Here is a 15,239-nt window from a genome sequence, read left to right as displayed (position 1 = left end):
CCATGCTGACAGCATGGTGTCAGCATGGTGCGGAACAGGAAGCATGAGACGAGGCGACCGTCTGTTCGAACTGATCGAGATCCTCCGGCGCGCACGCGGGCCCATCTCCGCAGAAGCGATTGCGAATGAGCTCGAGGTCCATAAAAGGACAGTTTACCGGGACATTGCCGCCCTGATGGCGCAACGCGTTCCGATACGCGGAGAAGCGGGCGTCGGCTACGTTCTGGAGGCAGGTTTCCACATGCCGCCGCTCATGCTGACGCCGGACGAGATAGAAGCTGCGATACTGGGTGCTCAATGGGTCCAAACACGCGGCGAACCTGAACTTGCGCAAGCGGCAGCCAAGCTGATCGCCAAAATCGAAACGATCTCCCCCGCCGACCTGCACACGTTCTTCGCCGACCCCGCGACAAGTGTGTCACCAGTTGAAACGACCAAGGAAACACTCAGTTCGTCAAAAATCCGCTCGACCATACGGCAGAGAAAGAAGATCCGGATTACATATCGCGACGACAAGGGAAACACTTCGGATCGCACCATCTGGCCGATCCTGCTCGGATACAGAGACACCGGCAGGATCCTGGCAGCCTGGTGCGAGCTCAGAGAAGACTTCCGTTACTTTCGAACCGAACGGATCATGAGCGCACATGTGCTTAACGACAAGGTTCCTCGCCGCCTGGATCACTTGAGAGCCGAGTGGCGGTCAGCCATGGAGCGCGAGCGCCGGCGTCTTGCAGCATCGTCCACGCCAACCCAAAGAGCAAAGAAGTAACTGAACAACTTAAGTTACCGAATTATCCTTGTTGCCCAACCTACCGCCGTTATGGATGCCGCGAGATCCATCGTCGCGTTTCCAACGGATTTGAACAAGGTGATGTCCCTCGCATCCTGTCGCCGTCTTTCTCCGGTGCAAATCGCGAAGAGGTCGCCGACGATATCCTGTTGGCGGATCGCGCCGCACTCCAGCGGAATTTTCAGCTCTCCTGCTTCGGTGAGCGCGAATTTCGTGTCGACAAACAGGCGCGCCCGTTGAAGAGCGCGATCGTCAGCCTCGCGCATTGTGGGAGTGAAAGCACCGATCAGATCCACATGCTGCCCTTCCCGCAGCCAGTCTCCCAAGATCAACGGTTGCGTCGACAGTGTCGCGGCGGAGACAATATCGGCCCGTGGAACGGCGGCGGCCAGGTCGGTTACGGCTTCCGCGTCCCAGCCGCGTTCCGTCAGGGTCGCGGCCAGGTTTTGAGCCGCTTCGGGAAAGACATCCCAGATCCGAACAGTCTTGATCGGGCGAACGGTGCGAAAGGCTTCAGGCAATTGAGCGGCGACCTTGCCGGCACCGATCAGCAAAAGATGTTCTGCGGTCTCGGAAGCCAGATGACGGGCTGCAAGAGCGGAAGCTGCCGCTGTCCGCCGGGCAGTCAGCACTGCGCCGTCCAGAAGTGCCAGATGCGCACCGGTTTCGCGATCGAAGACAAGAACGGATCCGGCAATGGCCGGCAACCCACGGGTCGAATTGCCCGGCGTTGCAGTGACGACCTTCACGCAACCGATCTTGTCGGTCCACGCGGGCATCAGCAACAGGGTGGCATCAGGTTCGCCTGCCATTGGCAAAGTGTGATGATGCCGGTCCGGGGCGACCGACCTGGATGCAAACAGGTGCTCCATCTGGTTGATCAGGGTTTCATAGGGCAGCGCCGCGGCGGTGGCGGAAGCATCAAGAACCTGCATGTCTCAACCTTCAAATCGGGATGGGGAAAAGAGCTCTGCACGCAGTCCGGTGGCACAGATGCCTTCAGGCAGTTCAGCACTCAGAAGCAATGCTGCTGCAATCTTTCCGACGGCCGGAGAGGTTTGAATTCCATACCCGCCAAGCCCTGCGAGCCAGAACAGCCCTTGTGTTGTTGCGGAAGGACCGATGACCGGAAGCCGGTCCGGCGCAAAGGTCCTCAACCCGGCCCAGCTATGTGCCACATGGGTGACATCAAGAATTGTGCACTCACTGAGATAATGAGCGGCATAAGCGATATCGATTTCTTCCGGCCAGGCATCGTGAGGCTCGACCGGCGTTTCATCCGCGGGACTGATCATCAGCTGGCCGGCATCCGGTTTGAAGTAAAACACTTCATCAATCTCGTTGACTTCGGGCATTCGGCCGAGGTCGTAGTCGGGAACCTTGACGCTGATTGCCGTGCGCCGGTGCGGAACAATGCCCAAAGGAGCACTACCGAAGACCTGTGCCACAACGTCGGCCCAACCACCGGCTGCGTTCACGACCGTTCGTGCCCGGACTTCATCTTGAGACGTCTCAAGCACCCAATGGCCACCTTCCCGGCGAGCATTGAGAAGCCGACTATCCTGTCGGAACTCCGCCCCATCGGCTTTAGCGGACCGGGCATATCCCTGCAGAAGGTTTTCGACTTCTATGTCCCAGCAGTCCGGGTCGTGGAACGCCGCCTTGACCCAATCGGGATCCAGAAAGGGCACCTTTTCCAGTGCCGCGTCGACATCAAGAAGCTCCACAGGGGACGCACCCTCCGGAGAACTGGCACGTTCGTGTTCGTAGACGTCCTTGAGATGGCCCGCCTTGTCTGCATCGGCAATCAAAAGATTGCCACGCGGGCGAAGAAGATCAACTTCAGTGAAACCGACAGGGGGCGCCATCATGAAGCTGGCGCTTGCCGCAGTCAGCCGGCCGGTTATGTCGGAATGAAAGCGGCGGGTGAATTCCGCGGCGGAACGGCCTGTCGAATGAAACCCGAGCGCACTTTCCTGCTCCAGCAGCACCACTGAACGTTTGCCGTTCAGAAAATGCGCAACAGACGCACCGGCAATGCCACCGCCGACAATTGCGATATCGAAGATTTCAGCCATTGATCTGATCCATTGGAAACACCGGGCGCCGGAGACGGGAATAGGTACGGGATCTGACATCGGGCGTGCACAGGCCACCGGCATCCGTGACAAGAATCTCGGACGCAATCGGCGCGAAGGCACCTTTGAAATGCTGCATGGACTTCACCGCCAGAACGGATTTCTGAGTGGGTTCAATACCAACTACGCGGAAGATGTTCTTGTCGAGCATCTGCATCCGGTCGGACACGATCATGATATCGAGACCTTCGACCTGGAAACACACGCTGATACCAGTCGAGCCCGGCAACCCGGTGAACATCGGCCCTTCGAACCTGAAGGCCCCATCGCTGATTGCTTTCACATATCCACGAACCGGTATCGGACCACCACCCACGGAAGGATCTGTCTTGCCGCCGATGGAAAGTGAGACTTCGCGACCGACCCCATGGGCGGCGAGTTCTGCGACTGCTTCAGGATCAAAGAGCGCGCCGGCAGCTGCATTGGTGACACCAGCCTCAAGCAACGCGCTGATGAGCGCTGTGCAATCGCTGTAGGCGCCGGAACCCGGGTTGTCCGAAAAGTCCGCGATGACAATCGGTTTTCCGGTCTGCGTGGCTGTATCGATCCTGGAGATGCAGGTGTTGAGAGGCATGGGCCGCTGCCAGTCATCGCGATGCTTCCAGATTTCCGTGCAAACGCGATCCGCCGCAACTGCCGCAGAATTTTCGCGGAGCTTTTCTGTGTCATAGGTAACCAGAACCGATGGACCAGCCGCCCAGACATCGGCATCCGTGAAACCTGCATTGACAGCAACATTCAAGACGCCGTCGGTACTCATTTCCCGCTCGGCACACTCCAATATCCGGCACATCGGACCATTTTCGGTCGTTCGACCGTCATCGCATCCCACAAGCATGGGAGGGCGGCGAATGACAATCTCCGGTGACGTCCGGCCATCCATCGCGTCATTGAGAAGACCGCAGGCCTCCAGACCGACTTCACGCATGTCTACATGCGGATAGGTTCGAAACGAAACTGCGATATTGGCCAGACCGGCGAGTTCGTCGAAGACATTGGCATGCAGATCAAGCGTGATCGCCAGCGGTATCTCCGGCCCGACCACGGCGCGAATTTCACGAAGGAACTGGCTGTCACCATCTTCATCGGTTTCCGTAACCATTGCACCGTGCAATGCCACGAAGACGCCATCATAAGGACCATTTTCCTTGAGCCGGCGGACGCACTCCCGGGTAATCTCCGATCGGGCCTCTTCCCGGACCGGACCACCGGGCTCTGCGTGGGCGGCAGTGATATAGATCGGAACCCAGTCGTGTCTTTCTGCGACCTCGATCGCCCCGCCGACTTCCGAACCGGTACCGCGAAAGTTTGCCGGTATTTCATCGCCCTTGAAGTAATGCGACGCGTGAAAGTCGTTCATGCCGGTGCGCATTACAGTGAATGTATTGCTTTCATTGATGAACTCGATAACGGCAACACGGTGGGTCATACAGCTCCCCTTCGCCCCGCGGCGCGGGCGCAGATGTATTCCAAAATGAGAGACGCGCCCAAAAGGGCAGTGATATCCGCGTGATCGTAGGGGGGAGAAACCTCGACCAGATCCATGCCGACAAAGTTCATGTCGACGGTGTTGCGCAGGAACCGGATAATGTCATTGGGTGTCAGCCCGTCAACAACAGGTGTTCCGGTGCCTGGCGCGTAGGCAGGATCAAGACTGTCGATGTCGATGCTGAGATAGGCGGGGTGAGCCCCGACTACTTCACGCACACGCTCAAGAATGCCGCTCCAGCCACAATCATGGCACCAATCCCGGTAAAGAACCGTGATCGGATCATCCCTGTCATAGAATGTTCGGATACCGATCTGGATCGACCGCTCCGGATCGATAAGCCCTTCCCTCATTGCATGGTGAACGAATGTTCCGTGATCCAGCCAATCGCTCTTTTGCGTATCGCGATGTGCATCGAACTGGACCAGGGCAAGCGGGCCATGTTTTTCAGCATGCGCCTTGAGCGCAGTGTACGTGGTGCAGTGATCACCACCCAGCATAATGGTGCTGGCACCACCTTCAATGATGGCGCGCGCCATTGCTGTCGCGCTATCCAGCATTTGCCCCGTCTGCCCTCGGCGAAAGGGAACATCGCCGCAGTCAACCACCGACAGAATGTCGAAAGGATCGAAATCCCAGGGCCAAACCTCGCCCCAGGCGAGCTGCGTGCTTGCTTCACGCAACGCACTTGGTCCGAGACGCGCTCCGGGCCGGCCCGACGTCGTCAGGTCGAACGGAATGCCATAAACGCCGATATCGACGCCCTGCATGTCTACGCTCGGCCGGCGGCGCAGGAAGGTGCGTATCCCGGAATACGGCATTTCCACGTGGGTTCCGTCAGGCCCGTGCGTTTGCGAAAACACCCCTTCGTTTCCGAAGGAAATCTCATTGCACTGAATTTTCATGGAACTGCTCACCGATGTCAGTGATTGATCACCTGTTGGAGAAACTTGCGCGAACGCTCGTGCCGTGGATTGGTGAAGAAGCTTTCCGGATCGGCGACTTCCACGATCTGACCTGCGTCCATGAAAACGATCCGGTCCGCCACTTTCCGGGCAAAACCCATTTCGTGCGTGACGCACATCATGGTCATGCCTTCATTGCCGAGGTCGGCTATCACATCTAGCACTTCAGAGATGGATTCCGGATCAAGGGCCGACGTGGGTTCGTCAAAAAGCATGATGTCGGGCTTCATGCACAGGCTGCGGGCGATGGCGACACGTTGCTGCTGCCCGCCGGACAACTGATTGGGAAACTTGTGCGCATGCCCGTCCATACGCACCTTCGCCAGATACTCCATGGCGATGACTTCGGCCTCGGCCCGCGGGACCTTGTGCGTGTAGATCGGCGACAGGGTGCAGTTGTCCAGGGCACTCAGATGCGGAAACAGGTTGAACTGCTGAAAACACATGCCGACGTGATCGCGGATCTTGCGAACTGCCTCCTTGCTGTTGTCCATCCGGATACCGTCCACGGTCAGAGCGCCGGACTGATACGCTTCCAAATGGTTCACGCAGCGGATCATTGTGGATTTGCCTGATCCCGACGGTCCGCACACAACGATTTTTTCACCGCGCGCGACCGTGAGATTGATGTCTTTCAGCGCATGAAACTCACCGTATTTCTTGTTCAGGTTCTCGAACCTGATCGCGATTTCGGATTTGGACATTTTGTTTTCCTTGGACATCAGATCAGACCATCCATTTGAAACGGGCTTCGATCCGGCGCAGCACCCATTCGATTGCCATCACGAGCACGAGGTAGTGGATCGCGGCGACGTAATAGACCCGCAAGTCGAAAGTCTCGGAGAAGATGAACCGCGCCTGCCCCATCAGATCGAACACGGTGATGATCGCCAGCAGCGAGGAAGCCTTGAGAAGCAGAATGAATTCGTTCCCGATTGCCGGCAGCGCCTTGGCAAAGGCAATCGGCAGCAACACACGCCTGAAGGCGGTCCAACGGGTGAGGTTCAGCGCCTGGTTCGTTTCCAGGATGGATGTTGAAATCGTATCCAGACTGCCGCGGATGATCTCAGCCTGATAGGCGGCTGTATTCAAAACCAGCGCAAACAACCCGCAATACCATGCATCGCGAAAGAACCACCAAAGGCCAATCGCGCGCAGTTCGCGATTGAACTGACCCACGCCGTAGTAGACCAGGAACAGCAGCACCAACAGCGGCATGCCGCGGAAGAAGTTTACATAGCCAAGCGCCAGCCAGCCGAGCGGTCCACGGGATTTGGATCGGGCGAGGCCAATCGGCAACGCCAGGAAAAACCCGAAGAAAATCGCCAATATGGTCAGTGAAGCCGTGGTGATGAGCCCATCGAACCACAGCTGCCGGTAATTCCACCACAGGTCAAACATTGCTCGCCTCCTCCCGGTTGAAACCTTTGGAAGCGCGCTGCTCGAGGCGCCTTTGAGCGCGTGACGACAGCGTCACCAGAAGGATGTAGATGGCGGCGATCACCAGATAGAAGAAGAATGGTTCGCGCGTCGTGTTGATCGCCAGTTCCGCGACATGAGTGATGTCGCTCAGCGCGATGACGGACACCAGCGAAGTATCCTTGAGGAGGATCACCCACAGATTGCCGAACCCCGGAATAGCGTGGCGCCACAGTTGCGGCAGGATAACCCTGAAGAAGGTGTTGAACGGCGATAGTCCCAGCGATTTTGCCGCTTCGAACTGGCCCCGCCCGACTGCATTCAGTGCTGCGCGTACGACTTCGCTGCCGTAGGCACTGATCACGAGGCTCAAGGCGATGAGACCTGCCAGAAACGGGCTCATGGAAAAATCCCGGTCCGGCGCAACCCAGCGGATCACCCACGCGACCGCCGCCTGAGACTGATAGTAAAGGATCAGCAATGTCAGAATTTCAGGCAGGCTCTTGAAGACCGTCGTATAGGCGCGGGCAGCGACCCGGACCGGAGCAATGGACGAAACCTTGCCCCAGTGGATCAGGAAAGACAGCGCGATGGCAACGGGGAAGGTTGCGAACGACAAGGCCAGCGTCACCAGCAGACCATGAAAGAGTTCGTCTCCCCACCCCTTGTCTCCAAAGGACAGGAGGCCAAGAAATTCCATTGTGAACCCTCCGGGAATCAAACGACGAAAGAGGAGAAGCGAGCTGATTTCATGCGCCAGGCAGCTCGCTTCTCATTGCCCGCTATTTTGGAGCAAGCGGGTGTTCATCAGTTCCCGTAAAGCGCACTGACCGCCTTGGGCTGCCCCATGATGTCGAAATCGAAGTACCGGGCCCGAATCTCGTCATAGGTGCCGTTCTCAATGATTGCCGCAAGCGCCGCATTCACTCTGGCCTGCAGGTCTGTATCCTCTTTGCGGAAAGCCATTCCGGTACCAATCGTTCCGTCCAGCAGGAAATCCTCACCAACGAACTCGCAGCAATCAACGCCGTCTTTCATCCAGTCGCCGATCGCGAACTTGGATTCCAGAACAAGATCAAGCCGGCCGCTTTCCATATCCAGGAATGCCTCGCCCAGTTTCGGATAAAGCTTGATTTCATTGTCCGGGAAATACTGCTGCAGGACCTTCACCGCAACGGAACCCGACTGCGTGCCGATGATCATGCCCTCAAGCGAGTCCGGCGTTGCATCTGTGAGACCCAGATCCTTGAGCGCGGCAAACCGCATTGTGTTGAAGTAATACGGGTCGGAGAAATTGACCTGTTCCATCCGCGCTTCGGTAATGGCCATGGAAGCTGCCATCACATCGAACTTTCCGGATTTCAGCGCGGGTATGATCCCGCCCCAGTCATGTTTGCTCCATTCGCACTCGACTTTCATTTCGGCACAGATCGCGTTACCGATGTCGATATCGAAGCCCTTGATGTCACCGTTTTCGGCAACAAAATTGAAAGGTGCGTATGCGCCCTCCGTTCCCATGCGAACGGTTTCGGCCTGCGCAATTCCGGCTCCAATCACCGAAGCGGTGAGCGCAAACACAAGCGATTTTCCGCGGTTTCGCATTTTATTCTCCTCCTCGATCGGACAGTGCACGATCTTTGGTTGTTCTTGTCTCTCTTCACCGACCTATAAGTTTTTTTGACTTAGAGGCCTGTGAAGTCTCTCCCTTCGGTCACCGGTTATACGGGTTACGGCTTGCAACACTCAAAGCAAAAGAACTATTCTGAGATATGAGAAAAATTGATATCTCAACTGCCCAGCGCAATTTGCGGAAACAACTGCCACACTTGCGGGCCCTGCGCGCTTTCGAAGCTGTCGCCCACCATCTGAGCTTCACGCTCGCCGCGGAAGAGTTGTCGGTCAGTCAGGGAGCGATCAGCCATCAGATCAAGTTGCTCGAGGAACGTCTGGGCAGGCAACTGTTCACCCGCACGCGCAATGGTGTTCTGCTGACACCGGAAGCCGAACTGCTCAGGGAAGTTTGCTGCCGGAGCTTCGACGAGATCGGGGAAACGCTTTCACTGATCGGGCAAAAACGCGATGCCCAGGTGCTGCGCGTTCGTTCCGGACCGTTCTTCGCGATGAAGGTGATCGCCCCTAGGATTTCCGAATTCCTGAGCGCCAATCCTGGAATTCAGCTGCATCTGAACAATCTGGACCCGGATTCTCCTTCGCTCGGAAGTGAAGATGTCCTGATCAAATATTGCGTTCACCCACCGGCAAATACGACTGCGTTTGAGATCCTCAAGGAAAATCTTGTTCCGATCTGCAGCCCGGACCTGCTTGAAGCCGGTCATAAGGCGGAAGAGATACTCTCAAGGTCTGATATCACCCGCTTGCACTATCGCGACATGAGCGATTGGGATGCCTGGCTGGAGCAAGCAGGCTTCAGCGGCTTCAAGTCCCTACAAAACCTGGTGTTTGACGACCAGCATACAATTCTTGAAGCCGTTCGTTCCGGACAAGGCATCGGAATGGCAGAACGTTCGATGATCCATGGAGACGTCAAACGCGGCCGGATATCTGTCCTGTCTCATCAGACGCTACAGCCTGAGGCATCCTATAAATTCATCTACAAATCCGAACGCGCTGCTTCCAACCGGGCGATAGAACTGTTTCGGGAGTGGCTGGAGCAGATCGTCGCTACCATGCAGGAGCCGGAGGCCTGAAGAAGGTCAAAGTTCCGGTTAATTTCTGGCTGCCACAGGCCTCAGCAAACCTGGTTTGCGACCTGTGCTTTCGGGTTCTCGACCTGACTCGCATCAAGCGCCCTTTTCGCTCGCAGCCTTATGATATTTTTCGCGGATCTCGTCGATATTCACTGTGGGAGGCGGTGCCTTCAGATTCATTTTCTTCAACGTTTCCAGGATGATATGAGAAGCGGCAAGGTTGCGGAACCATTTGTGGTTTGAGGGAAGAACATACCACGGCGCGTGCTTTGTGGAGCAACGCTCAAGCATGGCTTCATAGGCTTTTGTGTAGTCGTTCCAGAGCTCGCGTTCGGAATAATCGGACTCGGAGATTTTCCAGTGCCGCGCCGGGTCATCGAGGCGGCGCTTGAATCGCTTCAACTGTTCTTCCTTGGAGATGTAGAGGAAGAACTTGAGGATGGTTACGCCACTTTCCGTCAGCTGTTTTTCGAAATCATTGATGGTTTCATAGCGCTTTTCCCAGACATGCCTGGGCGCAAGATCGTGCACCCTGACAACGAGCACGTCTTCATAATGCGAGCGATTGAAAATACCCACCTGCCCAAGACCGGGAACGTGTTTATGCACTCTCCACAAGAAGTCATGAGCCCGCTCTTGCGCAGTCGGTTGCTTGAAACCGGTAACGGAGGTCCCTTGCGGGTTCATGGCGCGGATGACGTGCCAGCAAACCCCATCCTTGCCCGCCGCATCGATGCCCTGAAGCACGATCAGCAGTGCATGCTTCTTTTCCGCATAGAGGAGCTCCTGCAAGCTGGTTATCTCGGCCAGCGTTGCATCAAGCTCAGGCAGTGCCTTTTCGTGGCTCTCATGCACGCCGTGAAAACCGGGATCGATATCGGCAAGCTTCACGTGGCTTCCGGGTTTGACAATCAGGCGTTCGCGGTAGTCCATCTCGACCTCCGTTTATCCGTGCAGATGCCCATGGTGGCTCAAAGGGGCGTTGACGATCTCGGCCGACCGGGCACGCCGCGACAGGCGGTTGTCCATGAGCCTCTCAAGGGCAACGCGCACGATGCCCAGGACACAGAGCCAGACTAGAAGATAGATCCAGATCCAGCCGATGGTCGTCCAGGCGATCTTCGGTACGATCCAGCCGAAGCCGCACATGAGTACCGCCAGAGCCTGTGTCAGAACAATGGCGATGAAGAGCGGGCGGGCCGGGAATGGCGGCTCGAAGAACCATTTGTAGGTGCGCGTGACCAGCAGGAGCAAATGCCCCCCGGCAACGAGTTGCAGGAACATGACAGTTTGCAGCTGCGCCTGGTCATGCAGTCCGAAGTAATCTCGCGCTGCCGCGTCGTTCATCACCGCGAAGCCGATGAGCAACAAGCCGAAGGACTGAACGATCGACGCAAGGCCGAGAACCGCCGAAACGGAAAGCAGCCTCGGCATTCGCCAGCGTATCGGGTCCTTGGCAACGGCGGTGTTGTCATAGGCAATTGTCATGATCGGCACATCATCGAGCAACGACATGATGACAATCATGACAGCCGTGAGCGGCTGGAACCCGAGAAATATGGTGGAAAGCACAACCAGGAACATAATGTCCATTGTCAGCGCCACCCGGTAGATCGTGTAGCTGGTGATCCGACCGAAGATACGCCGGGCTTCATCGATGGCGTTGTCGATAACGGACAGACCGGGCGCCGTTAGAATGAGCGCTGCAGCTCCGCGTGCTGCATCGGTTGCCCCGGAGACGGCCGTGCCGCAATCCGCCTGTTTCAAGGCCGGTGCATCATTGACGCCATCGCCCGTCATCGCCACCAGGTGGCCGCGCTGCTGCAGCGCTTTGACGATTGCGTATTTGTGCTCGGGGAAGACGCGCGCAAAACCGTCCGCCTTCTCGATTGAATCGGCAATCTTTCCGGGCACGTTATCCGGATCCATGTCTTTCGGAAACGCATCGGCAGCAGCGATGATGTTTGTGCCGAGGCCGAGCTGGCGCGCCGTTTCCCGGGCAATCGCCGTATCGTCTCCGGTCACCATCTTGACCGCGACACCCTTGGCACGAACCTTGTCGATTGTGGATTTGGAATCGTCCCGAGGCGGATCAAACATCGGCAGGATGCCCAGCAGTTTCCAGGTCTTGCCACCATCTTCTGATCGAGTAACTCCAAGGGCGCGATACCCTCGTGAGCCGAGCGCGGCGACTTCCTGCACCACTTTCTTGGCAAGATCGTCGGGAGGTGTCGCCAGATCGATGATCGCCTGCGGCGCACCTTTGGCGACGGTGATTTTCTTGCCCGAGCTGTCCGTGAGATCCGCACGCGTCCGCTTTGAAACGGGATCAAAGGGCGTGAATTTGTCGACCTTGTAGCCATCAAGGCCGGACTTGTCCTTCAACGCGTCCAGGACGGCGGTATCGATGACGTCACTGTTTTCCCGTTCGGAGGCAAGGGCTGCGGCGAACACCACTTCCTCCGGCCCATTGGCGTCCAGAATGATTGGATCACCGAGTGTCAGAAGGTTCTTGGTCAGCGTACCCGTCTTGTCGGAACACAAGATATCGACGCCGGCCATTTCCTCGATGGAAGCAAGACGTGAAACAATGGCTTTTTCCTTGGAAAGCGCCAATGCGCCCAGCGCCATGGTGATCGAAAAGACGGCGGGCATGGCCACAGGAATGGAGGCAACGAGCAGGATCAGCACGAATTGCAGGATATTGAGTGCGTCGTCCACACCCCATGTGTCGGCAACGACGATGTCACGCCAGACCTGCACGGCAACCATGACCAGAGCGAGAACGACTGCAACAGCAATCAGAAAGTTGCCGATCTGGAACATAGCGCGCTGCGCGTGACTGACGGCCCCGGCGCCGGCCACCAGCTTGGCCGTGCGACCGAAGAACGTATTGCCGCCGGTGGCAATCACCAGCCCTGTCATTTCACCCTGCTTGACGACGGATCCGGAATAAGCCTCATCACCGGACTTCTTGGATACCGGCAACGACTCTCCGGTCAGTGCCGCCTGGTCGATCGATGCAAATTCCCCGGATACGAGCCGCAGGTCGGCCGGCACGATTTCTCCCAGACGGATCCTTACGATATCACCCGGAACAAGCGCTGCCGCGTCGATGGTCTTGAAGGCCCCGTCGCGCAGGGCCGTTGCGTGCGGCGCGAGACTTTCTTTCAACGCGGAGAGCGCGTTGGAGGCTTTCATATCCTGCCACAACTCAAGGCTTGCATTGAACACAAGCAGACCGAAGATGATCGCAAAATCGTCCCAGCGGCCGAGAAACGCGGATACCAGTGCCGCCGCTTCAATCATGAACGCGATGGGGCCGATGAAATATTTGAGAACCTTGTTCAAAAGGCTTTCGTGTTTTTCTGGCAGGGCATTGGGCCCGTAACGCCTGAGACGCTCTTCCACTTCACCAGTTGAAAGGCCTTTGTCTCCGTCGGCGTTCAGCGCCTTCATCGCCACTTCCAGCGGCGCCTTTTCCAGATCGATATCGTTCGCTTCAGCGGTCCGGGTCGTGCTCATGCGATCTCCTCGCGATCATGTGCATAAACGAGTATGATCAATCTGAGGTGGAAGTGAAGCCGATTTTGGTGACAAGAAAGACATGTTGCAGCACACCCGCTCGCCTGCGAGCTGCAGCTTTACCTGGTCTGCCTAGACACTTAGTCCGATTGCCCTGTTGATTTTCATTCCGGCGTTTACCGCATGGTAGGTTGGATAAGGTGAGCGATTGGAAACATCTATTTCACGCTTGAGCCAGTCCCGCTCTTCCAGAATGCCCAACGATTTTGACAGAGCCCGATCCGTGATTGCTCCCAGCCCGGATCTGATGATCGAAAAGCGTTTCGGAGTTTCTGTCACCGCCAATATAGGCACAGCCCAACTCCGCCTGATGACGGTGAACGCATCCTCGTCGGGGGCAAGCTCCACCACACGGCTCGCCATTGCGGCAACCACTACGCCTTTTTCAGTCAACCGGAACTCTGGCCGCAGCGGATGACCATGGCCAGGATTTCTCTCAAGCAATCCGAGTTGAACCAAATGATCCAGGCTCGATGCAAATGAGCTGCGGCTTGCATTGGTCGCCGCCAGCAGCGGCGCCTGCCGCCCCGGGACACCGGAATGCAGAAGCGCCAGAATCTTCAATGACCAGGCTTTGGATGTGAGCTTGACAAGCAATGTGATATCCATAATGTATAGTTACTATACTTTTGATACATAGGAAAGCATCATGTCAGTCGTTTCTTTGGACAACACAATCACCTTGGCTCTTTCGGTTCGTGACAGGCACGCAAGTGCCGAGTGGTACGAAAAAAATCTCGGCTTCCAGCTGCTCATGCATATTGACGAAGCTGGCTGGAGCGAAATGCAAACCAAGACCGAGGGCGTTACCCTGGGATTGGGTGAGCAAGCAGAACCCACCCCCGGCAATACCGTTCCCGTATTTGGCGTTGCGGACATTGCAACAGCCCGCGCCGCTCTCGAAAATGTTGATGTGAAGTTTGATGGACCGACCGAGACCATCGAAGGAATGGTCAGCACCGCAACGTTCTATGATCCGGACGGCAATGCCCTCATGCTTGCCCAGGACCTCTCCAAATAATCCGGATCTCGGGAAACAGTGCCATCGGCAGGCATCTTTGCCCAACCCGATTGCCTTCGAGTACCAACCCGTTTCTTTAAGAAGGTCGGCGGTACTGAAATGCACCGCCGTCTATTGTCATTCACCCGCGCCAGAAGCGTGGTGTCTTAGTGACATCACCGCGTTGATCACGGATCGAGAAATTCAGGTCACCTTGTAGAGGGACTTCATCAAAGACCTGAACAACTCGATGGTTTTGGGCTGGGGGCCCGATCTCGTCACCACCTGCATGACGCAGCTATAGTCTTCCTCTGCCTGAGGAAGCTTCTTCAGACGACCGCTTTTCACAAATGGCTCTGCGGCATGATCCGGCAACAACCCCAGATACTGACCGCTAAGGATAAGAAAGAACTGCGCTTCGATATGATAAACGACCCGGTCCAGATCATTCGGCCGGATTCGCTTCTGCCGTTGCCGGTTCCAGTATCCGCGATGCACCCAGGGGTATTCGAACAAATCCTGCATCGAGAGAGACTCCGGCGGCAGGTTGGCGATCGGGTGATCTGTTCCGCAATACAGCTCATGCCATTCGTCATAGAGGTCTTCATAGCGAAGACCGGCGATCTTATTGTCAAAACTGCCAATCCCGACATGAAAACTGCCATCGGCAATTCCGTTCAGGATGTCTTGTGGCTGCTGGATCTCCATGCAGATGCGTACCGCAGGAGCCTGCTCGGCCATTTTTCGAATGGCTTCGGGAAGTTTCAGATTCGGGTCTGACGCGGAACAATCGACAGCGGCAATGTTAAGCCGCCCGATCAGACTGCCCTTGAGCGCGCTCAACTGCCTGGACTGGTCGTCCAGCGTATTGATCAGCGACTGGGCTATCTCATGGACGATCAGCCCCTTGTCGGTGAGAAGGAAGCCCCTCCGCCCTCTTTGACACAGCTTGGCGCCAAGGCGTTCTTCAAGCGCTGCAATGTGGTTGGAGATGGTTGGCTGGCTGAGACCGAGCTCGGCCTGGGCCGCACTGAACCCACCGTTTCGGACTACACAGTCGAAGACTGTCAGCAGATGAATGTCGGAACCTGAGATTTGCATGCTTTCATTGAAATCATCAAATGTAAAAAATTGCAAAAGCA

General features: G+C 56.6%; 15 protein-coding genes. 3 read left to right on the top strand and 12 right to left on the bottom strand.

Annotated features, from left to right (window positions below; all coding sequences use genetic code 11):
• The first annotated feature begins 43 nt into the window (after positions 1–43).
• A complete protein-coding gene (locus tag ABLQ08_RS28340; RefSeq protein WP_352949583.1) occupies positions 44–772 on the top strand; it encodes a helix-turn-helix transcriptional regulator in 729 nt (242 codons plus the stop codon).
• Positions 773–786: 14 nt separating this feature from the next.
• On the opposite strand, the gene ABLQ08_RS28335 is transcribed toward ABLQ08_RS28340, so the two are convergent.
• From ABLQ08_RS28335 to ABLQ08_RS28300, 8 genes are all read right to left on the bottom strand, one after another.
• Positions 787–1,728, bottom strand: a complete 942-nt coding sequence (locus ABLQ08_RS28335; RefSeq protein ID WP_352949581.1) for an ornithine cyclodeaminase family protein — start codon at positions 1,726–1,728, stop codon at positions 787–789.
• Between the two features lie 3 nt (positions 1,729–1,731).
• Complete coding sequence (locus ABLQ08_RS28330; RefSeq protein ID WP_352949579.1) at positions 1,732–2,871, bottom strand: NAD(P)/FAD-dependent oxidoreductase; 1,140 nt, start codon at positions 2,869–2,871, stop codon at positions 1,732–1,734.
• Positions 2,864–4,360, bottom strand: coding sequence for a M81 family metallopeptidase (locus ABLQ08_RS28325; RefSeq protein WP_352949577.1), 1,497 nt, complete (start codon positions 4,358–4,360; stop codon positions 2,864–2,866). The genes ABLQ08_RS28330 and ABLQ08_RS28325 overlap by 8 nt, the downstream gene beginning before the upstream one ends.
• Positions 4,357–5,325: an agmatinase gene (speB, locus tag ABLQ08_RS28320; RefSeq protein ID WP_352949575.1), complete on the bottom strand. Its 969-nt coding sequence runs from the start codon at positions 5,323–5,325 to the stop codon at positions 4,357–4,359. Before speB ends, ABLQ08_RS28325 begins: the two co-directional genes overlap by 4 nt.
• Positions 5,326–5,342: 17 nt before the next feature.
• Positions 5,343–6,089, bottom strand: coding sequence for an amino acid ABC transporter ATP-binding protein (locus ABLQ08_RS28315; RefSeq protein WP_417714961.1), 747 nt, complete (start codon positions 6,087–6,089; stop codon positions 5,343–5,345).
• 22 nt (positions 6,090–6,111) lie between these two features.
• Positions 6,112–6,786, bottom strand: a complete 675-nt coding sequence (locus tag ABLQ08_RS28310) for an ABC transporter permease subunit (RefSeq protein ID WP_352949571.1) — start codon at positions 6,784–6,786, stop codon at positions 6,112–6,114.
• Positions 6,779–7,504: an ABC transporter permease gene (locus ABLQ08_RS28305; RefSeq protein ID WP_352949569.1), complete on the bottom strand. Its 726-nt coding sequence runs from the start codon at positions 7,502–7,504 to the stop codon at positions 6,779–6,781. The genes ABLQ08_RS28310 and ABLQ08_RS28305 overlap by 8 nt, the downstream gene beginning before the upstream one ends.
• A 107-nt stretch (positions 7,505–7,611) precedes the next feature.
• A complete protein-coding gene (locus ABLQ08_RS28300; RefSeq protein WP_352949567.1) occupies positions 7,612–8,406 on the bottom strand; it encodes a transporter substrate-binding domain-containing protein in 795 nt (264 codons plus the stop codon).
• A 167-nt stretch (positions 8,407–8,573) separates the two neighbouring features.
• Here ABLQ08_RS28300 and ABLQ08_RS28295 point away from each other — a divergent pair, with 167 nt between their 5' ends.
• Positions 8,574–9,512 carry a LysR family transcriptional regulator gene (locus tag ABLQ08_RS28295; RefSeq protein ID WP_352949565.1) on the top strand — a complete coding sequence of 313 codons (939 nt, stop codon included), beginning with the start codon at positions 8,574–8,576 and terminating at the stop codon, positions 9,510–9,512.
• Between the two features lie 93 nt (positions 9,513–9,605).
• Here ABLQ08_RS28295 and ABLQ08_RS28290 read toward each other — a convergent pair whose 3' ends face one another.
• From ABLQ08_RS28290 to ABLQ08_RS28280, 3 genes are all read right to left on the bottom strand, one after another.
• Positions 9,606–10,445 (bottom strand): polyphosphate kinase 2 family protein, encoded by an 840-nt coding sequence (locus ABLQ08_RS28290; protein ID WP_352949563.1) that lies wholly within the window; start codon positions 10,443–10,445, stop codon positions 9,606–9,608.
• A 12-nt stretch (positions 10,446–10,457) separates the two neighbouring features.
• On the bottom strand, positions 10,458–13,037 hold the full coding sequence (locus ABLQ08_RS28285) for a plasma-membrane proton-efflux P-type ATPase (RefSeq protein WP_352949561.1): 2,580 nt from the start codon (positions 13,035–13,037) through the stop codon (positions 10,458–10,460).
• A 132-nt stretch (positions 13,038–13,169) separates the two neighbouring features.
• On the bottom strand, positions 13,170–13,694 hold the full coding sequence (locus ABLQ08_RS28280) for a winged helix-turn-helix transcriptional regulator (protein ID WP_352949559.1): 525 nt from the start codon (positions 13,692–13,694) through the stop codon (positions 13,170–13,172).
• Between the two features lie 52 nt (positions 13,695–13,746).
• Here ABLQ08_RS28280 and ABLQ08_RS28275 point away from each other — a divergent pair, with 52 nt between their 5' ends.
• Positions 13,747–14,118: a VOC family protein gene (locus ABLQ08_RS28275; protein WP_352949557.1), complete on the top strand. Its 372-nt coding sequence runs from the start codon at positions 13,747–13,749 to the stop codon at positions 14,116–14,118.
• Between the two features lie 183 nt (positions 14,119–14,301).
• Here the strand turns inward: ABLQ08_RS28275 and ABLQ08_RS28270 are convergent, their stop codons facing one another.
• Entirely contained in the window at positions 14,302–15,198 is an 897-nt protein-coding gene (locus tag ABLQ08_RS28270; RefSeq protein ID WP_352949556.1) for a LysR family transcriptional regulator, read from the bottom strand.
• Between the last annotated feature and the right edge of the window lie 41 nt (positions 15,199–15,239).

It is taken from the genome of Roseibium sp. SCP14 (genome assembly GCF_040329475.1).
Taxonomy (GTDB): domain Bacteria; phylum Pseudomonadota; class Alphaproteobacteria; order Rhizobiales; family Stappiaceae; genus Roseibium.
The sequence above is the reverse complement of the archived record's forward strand: the minus strand, read 5'-3'. Positions and strand labels throughout refer to the sequence as shown.